The sequence below is a fragment of the Halomonas hibernica genome, from assembly GCF_013183775.1.
Lineage (GTDB): Bacteria > Pseudomonadota > Gammaproteobacteria > Pseudomonadales > Halomonadaceae > Vreelandella > Vreelandella citrativorans.
Window position 1 is genome coordinate 26430 of the sequence record NZ_VIFN01000006.1, and the last position, 12562, is coordinate 38991.

The following is a 12562-nucleotide window of genomic DNA, read 5'->3' on the forward strand; positions in this document are numbered from 1 at the left end:
GTGTTAACAAAACGAGCAATTACAGGCGGGACGACGTGCCGCTACGCGACACAAAATGTCCTGCCGCTACTTCATCCAACGGGTAAATGGCGGGCTCGTCGCCTACTTTACGGATGGGACTTGGGATATCACCCTCCAATAATAGATGCTTACGGTGGTGAAGTGGATCCGCTACCGGGACGGCAGAAAGTAATTTTTGGGTATAAGTATGCTTGGGGGAGTCAAACACCTGTTGGCGTGACCCCATTTCAACAATTTGGCCCAGGTGTAGTACGGCAACGCGATGACTCATCTTTTCTACTACGGCCATATCATGGCTGATAAAGAGATATGCCAACCCCTCTTCACGCTGTAGTTGCATCATGAGATGAATAATTTGTGCCTGGATAGAGACGTCCAGTGCTGAGAGCGCTTCATCGGCAATAATAAGCTTGGGTTTAGACGCTAGCGCCCTAGCGATACAGATGCGCTGGCGCTGGCCGCCGGAAAACTCATGCGGATAGCGCTTGGCATGCTCTGGCTTAAGGCCAACCCGTTCGAGAAGCTCACTCACCCGTTGCTTAATACGTTTGCTATCACTTATTAAATAGTGGGTGTGGATGGGTTCAGCAATGGAGAAGCCTGCCGTTTTGCGCGGATCTAGCGATGCAAAGGGGTCTTGGAAAATATACTGCACTTGCTGACGAAGCGTCATTTTCTCGCTGCGGGACATCTGTGAGACAGGCTTCCCAGAGAAAATAATGTCACCACTGTTGCTCTTTTGTAACTGCTGGATAGTGCGGCCAATGGTCGACTTTCCTGAGCCAGACTCACCTACCAGCGCCAGTGTTTCGCCTGGAGAGATAGCGAAGCTAACGTTCTCTACGGCATGGACGCGATGGCTAACGCCTCCAAAAAAGCCCTTATTGATATCGAAGCGCGTTACCAGATTTTCGACGCGTACTATCGGTTCCTCCTGAACACGAACCGTATCCTGAACGGTAGGTTCACCGTGGGTAACGATCTCTGTGCCGTCAAAGATAACGAGTGGGTCAGCGCACGGGAGCGCTTGTCCTTTCATGCTGCCCAGCGTAGGCACAGCCGCTAGAAGGGCGCGGGTGTAGGCTTCTTGAGGATGCTTAAAAAGAGGTTCAACATCCGCTTCTTCAACCTTTTCTCCATCACGCATGACAACTACATGATCGGCAATTTCAGCGACCACGCCCATGTCATGGGTGATGAAAATCACTGCCATGCCCAGTTCTTTTTGCAGGTCGCGAATAATCGTTAGAATTTGTGCTTGGATCGTGACATCCAGTGCTGTCGTCGGTTCATCGGCGACCAGTACCTTGGGCTTACAAGCGAGTGCCATTGCAATCATAACGCGTTGCCGCATGCCGCCAGATAGTTGGTGGGGGTAGCGCTTTAGCAAGGACTCGGCATCGGCCAATCGCACTAAGCGTAATAGTCGCAGTGCTTCTTCTTGTGCTGATGCTCGCGTGTAATCACCGTGAAGTAGCAAAACTTCGGTGATTTGATCACCAATCGTGTAAACCGGATTAAGCGATGTCATCGGCTCTTGAAAGATCATGGAAATATCCTTCCCACGGATCTTGCGCATCTGGCGATCAGATAACTGGGTCAGGTCGACAGGTGTGCTATCGACGTTTTTTTGAAAAAGAATACTGCCGTTGGCAATGGTGGCATTGAGATAGTGAACCAGACCCATGATAGCCAGTGAGGTCATGGATTTACCTGACCCGGACTCTCCTACGATCGCAAGCGTTTGACCGGGGTAGAGATCGAAAGATAGGTTCTTGACGACTCGGTTTGAGCCGAAGGCGATATCTAACGAATTAACGGATAGCAGCGGGTAGGGCGGTTGTGATGGCACAGAGTGTTTACCTGTATTTTTTATGTAATTTATATAGAAATTATCCGTAAGATGTCTGCGTGTCAATCGTGCAGTGTTTATCCCTTTCCTATTCTGTAAGCAACCCCGGCATTGATAACAAGTTGCCAAACATCCGAAACTACGTAGAGTATGGTTCCCTAGCGAGCGATCAAGCAGCGTAAATATATGTTTACGAACAAAGACAATGGATATGTTAGCGATGACAGAATCAAGCCAGACAGTAGTCAGTAGTCGAGAGCCGATCGTCTCTTCGGAGCACTTATCTCATAAGGCTCACGAACTCTCGGAATTTGAATTTGGCGTTATTATTTCGAGCCATGCGTTTAATCGTTGGATGGTGCGTTGCATGGCGGCGACCGGATACCCTGAATTGAGCGCTCTGGATGTCCTGGTGTTGCATCGGGTGAACCATCGAGGGAGAGCCAAGCGCCAATCTGATATCTGCCTGGTACTTAACGTGGAAGATACGCATACCGTTACTTACGCGCTTAAAAAGCTAACCAAACTTGGCTTGGTGATAGGCGAAAAGCAGGGTAAAGAGACGTATTTCAGTACAACTGAACAAGGAGGCGGTGTGTGTAGCCGTTATGCTGAAATACGAGAAACATGCTTGATTGACTCACTCGCTTCCATGGGAATTGAACGGGCCGAAATCAGCCGCGTGGCAGGTATTTTGCGCGCCATGTCAGGTCTTTATGATCAGGCCGCGCGAGCCGCTGCTTCTTTATGAATACACTTTTATGATCACGTAGCGGTTAAAATCAACTTCAATTAGGCCCACTTTTATCGATCGCTGATATCTAATGCTTTATTTTATTGCTGTTTATTTGAAATGTTTCGTCGACGAGAAAAGATAAGGGTGAAAATAACAATATACTTAAAAAACAGGTCGCTTAATCACGGCCTGTTTTTTTAGCATGGGTCAAAATGCGGTTTATCTATTTTTTATGCTTGCGTACTAGCCCTGATCGCTTGGCATCAAGAGAAGCATCCCGTCGGATACGCTCTTTGGGACTGGTGTTGTCATTGGGGTAGCGCAATGAGATTAACGCTTGTTTTTGGGCTTCTAGTTGAGAGCCAAGTGTCAGCGTGTGCTGAAAGAGCAGTTGATGAGCTTCCGCCAACAGGGCCGTGCTATCGACCTCTATGGGCGTATTCATGTTCATCACATTGGCAATCAGGTTAGCCTGATGTTGAACATTATAAAGCACTTCGTCTAGCTGCAGCGTGTCGGCATAGCTAACGGTCTTGAGTTGATATAACAAGGCTGCCAGTTGAGACGCTGGATTATTAGATAGCCAGGCATCGGCAATGGGCCCTGACAAGCGAAGGCAAAGGAGTGCTTTATCACTGACTAAAAAGCTTTCATGGCTTTGGCGTATAGCCATTGCCGCGTGATTGGACATTCCCCATTTAGAGGCTAGCCAAGCGCCAACCAGTGTATGGTCGCAGCCAAAGCAGCGTTGCTCTGCTTGCGTTATTTCAGCATGTGATAAGGAAGTATCGGTATAGAGCCTGTCGGCTTCTTCAGGGTAGGCTGCCTGTAACGCTAATATGCCAATATCCTGTAGTAGCGCCTGTGTAAATACGCTGCCACTTTCGTCAGGACATAGCTGCTCAGCCAAATAGCGGGCTACCAGGGCAGCAGTGATGGTGCGTTGCCAAGCCTGATGACGATTAGGCGCTTCTTGAAACAAACTAAACCCTAATATAACGGGCAGCGTTGCGTTTATACCAAGACGCTGCATGGCTTCAATACAGGTTTGAATAGGTGGCGCTGAACGCGTGTAATAGGCGCTATTAGCGAGCGCAATGAGGCGCAGTGTTAACGCTGGATCGTGTTCAATCGCTTTGGCGTAATCACTCAAGGTTGAACTTGATGAACGGGCTATATCAAGTACCTTAAGCGCTACAGACGGTAGCGTTGGTAGGCTCTTGCACTGTAAAAGTGATTGGCTCAAAAACGCTGGCAGTTCATCAGTCAGTGTTATGTAGAGCGTATCGACTGATACTAAAGGGCCCGTCATGGGATAATCTCCTTGTGTGTTGTCAGCGTAGCGGGCAGCGGCTGTCAGTACTTTCGTCAATCATATACCCCGCAGGCGTCGACGTCTTCCATGCTGATGCAATGAACAGCGCTTGTACAGCGGGTGAGTAACAACGAATGGCTTGCGGTTGTCATCTTTTTGCCATGATTCGTGGCATATCCTACGCGCCGTCAATCCGCGACGATAGGAGTGCTTTATGCGGCTGGCCTTGTTTGACCTTGATGATACTCTCTTGGATGGAGATTGTAGCGACCGCTGGAATTTATGGATGTTCGAGCAGGGTTGGATCAGCAACGCCGAGACCTTTCTCGCCCGGGCTGAGCAGATGCAGCAGGCTTATCATGCGGGTCAACTAAAGCTGGAAGAGTACCTGACGATGACGCTGGCGCCGCTTAAGAACAGGCTCGTGACTGACGTCGAAAAAGAAGTAGAGCGTTTTGTTGCGACGCATATTCAGCCGCGTATATTCGCTCAAGCCTTGGCCTGCCTGGCGGCTCATCGTCAGGCGGGCGATACGTTAGTGTTGATTTCTGCCTCGTCGCGTCACCTGGTCGCGCCCATTGCCAACATGCTGGGTATCGCCCACGTGCTGGCGGTGGACCTAAGCATTGATAAAGAGGCAGAAAAAGCGCGTTATACCGGCGAGAGTGAGGGCATTTTCTCTTACCGCGGCGGTAAAGTGTTGCGTTTGCAGTAGTGGCTAACGGAGCACCAGATTACCCCCAGCCACACTATGTTCTACTCAGACTCCCGCAACGATTTACCGCTTCTGCAATATGTCGATTGCCCCGTGGTGGTTAATCCCGACCCTGTGCTGGCTGAGGTCGCGAGCCTTGAAGGGTGGCAGAGGCTTGACTGGCGAACCTGGCCGCTACCAGGTTGTCAGTTGTAAAGACACCCTACGCAAACAATTGTATGGGGAGACGTTCACCTCTTAAGGCGCCAACGCCTGCCAAATCAAATTAACACCCACCAGGAACATGGCCAGTATGACCAAGCGATAAAACAACTGCTCATTAACCCGGCTTTGTAGCCAAAGGCCGCTGCGCACGCCTACCCAAGCGACCGGCACCAAGAGTAGCGATGCCCAGGCGCTGGTCATATTGATTTCACCAAGCCACAGGTACGGGCCCAGTTTAATCACGTTAACCGCTGTAAAGGTGACAACGCAGGTGGCGATAAAGGTCTCTTTAGGCAGTTTTCGAGGCAGTAGGTAAAGATTGAGTGGTGGGGCGCCTGCATGGGCAATAAAGCTTGTGAAGCCACACACGCTGGCGGCAGGCAGCGCCCAACGCGTTGAAATAGGCTTGGCGGCCAATGGCTTTAACAGCATATACGCAGCAAACACCACTGAGATCGCACCCAATACCAAGCGAACGCCCTGTTCGCTCAGGCTGCCAAAGAGCAGCGTGCCCACCGCAACACCGACGAAGAGCCCTGGCAAAAATCGCCATACTTCGGCCATGTCATGCTTGCCCCACCATGCTTTCACTGCCAATACGTCCATTACCAGCAGTAGCGGCAGCAATAGGCCTGCGGCCTGCGTGGGACTAATCACCAGTGCCATCAGCGGCACCGAAAGCGTGCCAAAACCACCAGCAAAGCCGCCTTTTGAGACGCCCGTCAGATACACCGAAAATCCAATCAATAGCCAAGCGATAATGGAGTAGTCCGGCAGCATGGCAATTCCTAAAAAGCCCGAAGTTGAAACGCTTAACGTGAAAACCCCGCGCAGGCGGGGCATGGAAGGATAGCATCTGGTGAGCGTTGCCAGGCACAGAGCAGGCCGATTTAGCGGTTAATCAACCACTCATGGTCGGGGTCATTGTGAAATTGCCAGGCGCGTTTAGGCCCTGCCATCACGTTCAAATAGTAGAGCGAGTAGCCATGAGGCGCGCCCACTGGATGATAGCCTTTGGGTACCAGCACACAGCAGCCGTTTTCCACGGCCATGGTTTCATCAAGCGAGCGGTCGTCGGTATACACACGCTGAAAGGCAAAGCCCTGGGAAGGATTGATGCGGTGATAGTAAGTCTCTTCCAATAATGATTCGTGAGGCAAGTTATCCACATCGTGTTTGTGTGGCGGATAGCTCGACCAGTTACCCTCAGGCGTAAACACCTCCACCACCAGTAGGCTATCAGCGGGTTCGTTTTCCGGCAAAATATCGTGCACATGACGAACGTTGCTGCCCTGCCCACGGGTGCTTTTTTTGATGCTATCCGGAGCGATCAAGCGCGGTGCATGGTTGCCCTGCCCGGGGGCTGCACATACCGCAAGCTCCAGGTCGGTAGTGGCTTCTACCTGGTAGTTTGCGCCATTGGGCAAATAAACGGCGTAGGGTGGAATCTGTTCAAAGATATCCATCCGCTCGCCGATATCTTCAAAGTGGTGCTCGCCGCTGACGACATTGGCACGCCCGGTTAGCAGTACCAAGCAGACCTCCTGGTCACCTGTGCTGGCTTCAATTCGTGCCCCCTTGGCAAGCGTGTGGACCCGAAAGCCAACGTGTTCCCAGCCCGCTGAGGCCGGAGTTACGTCGATGATAGTACCCTGTTCGTCAGGGGCGGTGGGGCGAACGAGTAGCGATGACATCGTTTCTCCAATCGTGTTAAGTGTATGGATGTTTCGCTGGTTAACGGATCAAGCGGCTTTTAAACGACGACGCTGGCGATACTGGTCGACGACAACCGCAGTCACGATAATGATGCCTTTGACAATATCCTGGTAGTAAGCGTCGACCCCCAGAAAGGTGAAGCCGCTCAGCATGACACCAAGAATAAGTGCCCCGATCACGGTACCGGCAATACGGCCAACGCCCCCTGCCAAACTTGTCCCACCGATGACGGCGGCGGCGATAGCGTCAAGCTCATACATTAGCCCCATGCCCGCCTGACCGGTGCCGGCGCGCGCAGAAGCCACAACACCTGCCAAGCCAGCGAGTAGGCCCGCAATGGCGTACACCATGATCAAGTGACGACGTACATTAATGCCGGAGACACGCGCCGCTTGAGGGTTGGCGCCAATGGCGTAGGTGTACTTGCCGTAGCGCGTATACTTGAGGGCGATATGGAAGAGCACAGCCACTGCCAGGAAAATAATAACCGGATTGGCGCCAGAGCCGATCCAGGTGAACTGATCTGTTAGCATGCTCACGGGCTGGCCATCTGTATAAGCGCGAGCCATGCCGCGCGCGCTGACCATCATGCCCAGGGTCGCAATGAAGGGCGGTATCATGGCAAAAGCGATCAAGGCACCATTAATCAGGCCTGCCAAGGCGCCAATCAAAAGCCCGGCCAGCAACGGCAATACCCATGGCAGATCGGTGAGTGCCGGGTAAACAGCACGAAGATAATCCGACTGCTGAGCGAAACTCGCAGTGACCATTGCCGTTAGAGCGAGCACGGACCCTGATGAAAGATCAATGCCGCCGGTGATAATGACCTGAGTCACCCCAATGGCAATGATACCGATGATCGACATCTGAAGAATCATGATCAGCAAACGCTGCGGATTCATCAGGAAAGAGTCGCCACGTACAATCCAGCCAAGTGCCTCGAATAACAGGGCAATGCCAACCAGAACGAGAAAGATGCTCACTTCAGTGGGAATCTTTTTCTTACGTTTTTTGACCACTTCCAGGTGATCAGCGGTGTCCACTGTATTGTTCATTGTTTTCTACCTCATTATTACCCGTATTCGGGAAGGTCAGTCCTCTGCGGTCGATATTTACACCGGCGATGAGGCAAGCTCCATGATATTGACTTGATTGGCTTCACTGCGGTTTAGGAAGCCAGTGACTCTGCCTTGGTGCATCACCATAATGCGGTCACTCATACCCAGAACTTCGGGTAGTTCGGAAGAGATCATGATCACTGCCACGCCCTGTTTGACGAGTTCAGTAATCAGCTTGTGAATTTCAGCCTTGGCGCCTACGTCGACACCGCGTGTGGGTTCATCGAGTATCAAGATACGTGGTTTGGTCAATAGCCAACGGCCTATCAGCACTTTCTGCTGGTTGCCCCCAGAAAGATTGCCGATACGCTCTTCCATCGAAGGCGTTTTAACGCGCAAGCGCTCCTTCATTGAGTCGCACTCTTGATCGAGCCGGTTCTGTTCGACGAAAGTGCCGCGTGTATAGCCATCGCGCAGCACGGCCATTTCCATGTTCTCTTCGACCGAAAGGCCTAGAAACAAGCCTGTCTCTTTTCGGTCTTCGGTAAGTAGCGCTAAGCCGCGCAGCATGGCTTGGTGTGGCGAGCCGATGGATTCTTCCTTGCCATCAATGCAGATACTGCCTGATGTGGGCGGCGTTACGCCGAACAGCGTTTCTGCGATATTAGTGCGTCCCGACCCTACCAGCCCCGCTAGACCAAGGATCTCTCCTGCACGAACATTAAAGCCGACATTCTCAAAAACGCCTTCCAGGCTGAGATCTTGCACTGATAACACGATGTCCCCGATAGGTACCTCCTCTTTGGGGAACATTTGAGTGACTTCGCGCCCTACCATCAACTTGATAATATCGTTGGATGTCATCTCGCTTGCTGCAGCGGAATAGATGAACTGGCCGTCACGGAACACGGAAATATCGTCAGCGATCTCAAACACTTCATCCATTTTGTGCGTGATGTAGATAATGCCTTTTCCTTGTGATCTCAAGTCATTGATAATTCTGAATAGATGCTCTACTTCGCGATCCGCCAGCGAAGAGGTAGGCTCGTCCATAATGAGCACTTCGGACTCATAGGAAACCGCTTTTGCAATCTCGATCATTTGACGACCAGCAACGGTGAGTTTCCGAACCTCCATTTCGGGGTCCATGTCGATGCCCAGCCGTTCAAACAGCGCCTCAGTCATCTGGTTCATTTTGTCGTGGTTAATCATGCCAAAAGCATTTAGCGGCTCCCGGCGTATCCAGATATTCTCGGCAATGGTCATAAATGGCATCAGGTTTAGTTCCTGATGAATCATGGCAATCCCGGCTTCCAGTGCGTCCAGCGGGCCCTGCAGATCCAGTGGCTGGCCTTTTAAGCGAACCTCGCCTTTATCGGGAATATAGACGCCAGCGATGATCTTCATCAGGGTCGACTTTCCTGCACCGTTCTCACCCATCAACGCATGAACGGTGCCTGGGCGAATTTTTAGTTGGACATTGTCCAGTGCGACGACGCCGGGAAAGGTTTTGCGGACATTAGCGACCTCAAGAATGAACTCGGCGGTATCGGGAGTCAGAATTTCTGCAGTCATTGGCGCCATACGGGTTTCTCCTGAAACATCAAGGTCGGCTCGCCATCTGGCGAGCCGAATGCCTCATTGATTGGCAAGAAATTCTTCAAGCGTTTCAGGAGTGACCAGCTGGAAAGGCACCATGGTGCTTTTCTCAACTTCATTGCCTTCAGCTAATGCAATCGCAGCCTTTACTGCTCCGCCGCCCTGGCCGACCGGATCCTGGAAGACCGTCACGGCCAGTTCGCCGCTCTGCATGGAATCGAGTGCGTCACGCGTAGCATCAATGCCACCTACGATAGTGTCTTCAGGACTAATACCTAATTGACGCATGGCGTTGAGTGCGCCAATTGCCATTTCATCATTGTTCGCGGCAATCGCATTAATTTCCTGACCGCCCACGATCCAGTTAGTCATCAGGTCGATAGCTTGCGTGCGTTGATAGTCGGCAGGTTGCTCGGCGACAATCGTAATGCCCGGATATTCGGCCGCGACTTCCTTCACGCCTTCGGTGCGTTGGTGCGTGGCCCCTGAGGAAAGCTCGCCCAGCATGATCGCAACGTTACCTTCGCCTCCGAGCAGCTCGGCCAATGCCCTCATCTGCATTTCGCCGGAAACCTTCTGATCAGAACCCACGAAAACCACCCCCTCGTTATCCAGGTCGTCCCCTTCAGGCTCGCGGTTCACATATACTAACGGAATGCTCTGTAGCACGGCTTCACCTGTCATACGCGAGGTGGCGGCAGTATCGACAGGGTTAATGATGATGGCGTCCACGCCTTGCGCGGCAAGACTTTGCACCTGGCTGAGCTGACGGCCGATATCTCCCTGAGCATCGAGAAACTGGATATCGTAACCCTGTGTTTCTGCTTCGGCTGCCATTGCTTGGCGCATGGAAGTGAGGAAGTTGTCATCAAACCAAGCAACCGAGACACCGATAGACTGAGCCATGGCAGATGAACAGGTTGCGAGCATAGCGGCACCGAGTAAAAGGCGCTTCATGGGGATATCTCCTAAGCTTTGTTGTTTTTAAGCTTTGTTGTTTTGATTGTTGCTAGTTTGGCTTTTACACAAGCAGTGTTGTAAAACCCATGAATGGAATTTAGGTTCCATTTTAAATAAATGCAAAATTATTGTTCTATACTTTGGTATGAATAGCGTTTTATTGATTGGTTTTTTATCGCTGAATAATCCTCCATGCTTATGTTTTTAATAAAAAATACCCGGCTAAAAAGCCGGGAAAAGTTCTGGAAAGCGTCACTTTTTTAGTGATGTGCTTCAGGCGTCGTTGCTATGGCGATCCAGTGCCTTGTCCTGACGCACACCTAATGCAATCGCTAATGTTTGCGTAAGGCAAAGCGAAGCTGTTAGCCCGCGAAAGCTTTTCACCTCGGCCTCATGGACTAACAGAGTGACGTCTGCCAAGCGAACCAATGGGCTCAGGTTTGAATCCGTTAATACGACCAAGGGGATGCCGCGTATATGGGCTTCTTCCGCCACGTCGCGCGACTCTTGAGCATACGGGGAAAAACTGATCACCATCAATGCATCTTGCTGATTGACGGCTTTAACCTGTTCTTTATACATCCCGCCAATACCGTTCACCAAAAACGCTGGCTTCTCGATATGGTGTAGTGCGTAGGCCATATAGCTTGCGACCATAAAGCTGCGTCGCGCGCCCATAATATGAATGGCGCTAGCCTTTTCAAAAATATCCAGCGCCTGCTCTAGGTTAAGTGAATTGACGCGATCAGGAAGTTGGCGCAGTACCTCCTCATTAGCGCTAGCGAATTCCCATAGCAACTGAGTGCTGTCCGGTGTTTCGCCGGTTGCGGTGCGCACTGCACGAATACGTTCGTTGTAGTTGGGCAGTTCATCAAACAAGCGGGCGCGAAACAGTTGCTGCATCTCCGAGAAGCCCGAAAAACCAAAGCTGTTAGAGAAGCGGATCAGCGTCGAAGGCGTGACGCCCGCCTGCTTGGCTAACTGGGCAACGGTCGAAAAGGCGACTTCCTGAGGATTATCCAACAGAAACCGCGCGGTTTGCTGTAGACGACGGCTTAATGAGGGGTAATCAGCGGTGATGCGCTCCTCAAGCGTTGCAAAGCTTTGGGGTATTTGGCTCATGGTGGTTGCCCTGCTGGTCACGGTTATATTGTCGTCGTATCAATAAGTCAGTACGCCATAGCGTAGTGAAGTGGGAATATAAATTCTATATATGGTTATCGTTAGCACCGTTGTCACTCGCTCCCGCCGTTTTTTCAGGCCCCTTTTTCAGAGAGTTCCCGGCACTATTTTCATACTGCTTTGGTCTAACGCAATCTGTTTGTTTTGATTATTAAAAACAATAAGTTATTGATTTTTATTCTTAACCGAGCCAAGGCTGCTTTAAGGTATATAAAATTGAATATTCAGCATATTGATAGAATGGAATATATGTTCTAGTCTCGTTTTACCTCAGGGTGCACCGCTATTGAGTATACCCCTATTTGCTGCCGACACTGGCACTTACAGCACAACAATCAGGCATGAATACTGGAGCCCACTATGGCGCAAGCTAACCTAAAATTCGCGCTTAATCACATGGTTAATCCCCGCTGGTCAGTTCAAGAACTGATTGAAACAGCCGCCGACATGGGCATTGGGGCCGTTGAACTGCGTAATGACGTGGGCGACAACAGTATTAGCGACGTCGCCACCGCCATGCGCGCCGGTGAGCAGGCGCGCACGCTCGGTATTGAAGTGTTAAGCATCAATGCCCTCTACCCCTTCAATATCTGGAACGCCGAGCGTCAAGCCCAAGCGGAAACACTGGCCCAGTGGGCCAGTGCAGCAGGTAGCCGCGGGCTGGTGCTGTGTCCTTTGGTTGATGCCGACTACGCTGCGAGCGATGAAGAGCGCCAGGCCAGCCTGGAAGAAGCGCTAATAGCGTTGGATAAAATATTGGCCCATTACGACCTTAAGGGCTTCGTTGAGCCGTTGGGCTTCCCTATCTCCTCACTGCGCTTTAAAGCCGATGCTGTAGCAACGATCAAAGCGCTTAACCTGGCATCGCGCTTCTCTCTGGTACACGACACCTTCCATCATCAGGGTGCGGGTGAGGTGGACCTGTTTGCTGAAAGCACGGGGCTTGTACATATCTCAGGACTTGAAGATGCCTCTGTGACCACAGACGACATGCTGGATTCACACCGGGTGCTGGTCAGCGCAGATGATCGTCTTGCTAATGTCGAGCAGCTTCAGCGTTTACTAAGCAGTGGTTATAGCGGCTATGTCTCGTTTGAGCCGTTTGCAAAATCCGTACATCAACATCCTGATACCGTCGCAGCACTACGTGAGAGCATGACCTTTGTGCAGCGCCAGCTGGCTTAAACCGCACGGCGACCCAACG

The 12562-nt window shown here is 51.4% G+C and carries 11 protein-coding genes; 3 read left to right on the forward strand and 8 right to left on the reverse strand.

Features of this window, described 5'->3' with window-relative positions:
• Positions 1-19 precede the first annotated feature (19 nt).
• Complete coding sequence (locus FKN99_RS10690) at positions 20-1873, reverse strand: ABC transporter ATP-binding protein (RefSeq protein ID WP_172117829.1); 1854 nt, start codon at positions 1871-1873, stop codon at positions 20-22.
• Between the two features lie 220 nt (positions 1874-2093).
• Here FKN99_RS10690 and FKN99_RS10695 point away from each other — a divergent pair, with 220 nt between their 5' ends.
• A complete protein-coding gene (locus FKN99_RS10695; RefSeq protein WP_172117830.1) occupies positions 2094-2624 on the forward strand; it encodes a winged helix DNA-binding protein in 531 nt (176 codons plus the stop codon).
• A gap of 208 nt (positions 2625-2832) precedes the next feature.
• On the opposite strand, the gene FKN99_RS10700 is transcribed toward FKN99_RS10695, so the two are convergent.
• A complete protein-coding gene (locus FKN99_RS10700; protein WP_172117831.1) occupies positions 2833-3921 on the reverse strand; it encodes an HDOD domain-containing protein in 1089 nt (362 codons plus the stop codon).
• 217 nt (positions 3922-4138) lie between these two features.
• Here FKN99_RS10700 and FKN99_RS10705 point away from each other — a divergent pair, with 217 nt between their 5' ends.
• Positions 4139-4639: an HAD family hydrolase gene (locus tag FKN99_RS10705; protein WP_253927025.1), complete on the forward strand. Its 501-nt coding sequence runs from the start codon at positions 4139-4141 to the stop codon at positions 4637-4639.
• A 237-nt stretch (positions 4640-4876) separates the two neighbouring features.
• On the opposite strand, the gene FKN99_RS10710 is transcribed toward FKN99_RS10705, so the two are convergent.
• The 6 genes from FKN99_RS10710 to FKN99_RS10735 all read right to left on the reverse strand — a co-directional run bounded on the left by FKN99_RS10710 (position 4877) and on the right by FKN99_RS10735 (position 11298).
• Positions 4877-5623 carry a sulfite exporter TauE/SafE family protein gene (locus FKN99_RS10710; RefSeq protein ID WP_172117832.1) on the reverse strand — a complete coding sequence of 249 codons (747 nt, stop codon included), beginning with the start codon at positions 5621-5623 and terminating at the stop codon, positions 4877-4879.
• 110 nt (positions 5624-5733) lie between these two features.
• Positions 5734-6537, reverse strand: coding sequence for a 5-deoxy-glucuronate isomerase (gene iolB, locus FKN99_RS10715; protein WP_172117833.1), 804 nt, complete (start codon positions 6535-6537; stop codon positions 5734-5736).
• A gap of 48 nt (positions 6538-6585) precedes the next feature.
• Complete coding sequence (locus FKN99_RS10720) at positions 6586-7614, reverse strand: ABC transporter permease (protein WP_172117834.1); 1029 nt, start codon at positions 7612-7614, stop codon at positions 6586-6588.
• A 57-nt stretch (positions 7615-7671) separates the two neighbouring features.
• Positions 7672-9201: a sugar ABC transporter ATP-binding protein gene (locus FKN99_RS10725; RefSeq protein ID WP_172117835.1), complete on the reverse strand. Its 1530-nt coding sequence runs from the start codon at positions 9199-9201 to the stop codon at positions 7672-7674.
• A gap of 54 nt (positions 9202-9255) precedes the next feature.
• Positions 9256-10173, reverse strand: coding sequence for a sugar ABC transporter substrate-binding protein (locus FKN99_RS10730; protein ID WP_172117836.1), 918 nt, complete (start codon positions 10171-10173; stop codon positions 9256-9258).
• 276 nt (positions 10174-10449) lie between these two features.
• Positions 10450-11298: a MurR/RpiR family transcriptional regulator gene (locus FKN99_RS10735; RefSeq protein ID WP_172117837.1), complete on the reverse strand. Its 849-nt coding sequence runs from the start codon at positions 11296-11298 to the stop codon at positions 10450-10452.
• 420 nt (positions 11299-11718) lie between these two features.
• Here FKN99_RS10735 and FKN99_RS10740 point away from each other — a divergent pair, with 420 nt between their 5' ends.
• The gene (locus FKN99_RS10740; RefSeq protein WP_172117838.1) at positions 11719-12543 is read left to right on the forward strand and encodes a TIM barrel protein; all 825 of its coding nucleotides are present in this window, start codon (positions 11719-11721) and stop codon (positions 12541-12543) included.
• Positions 12544-12562: the final 19 nt, after the last annotated feature.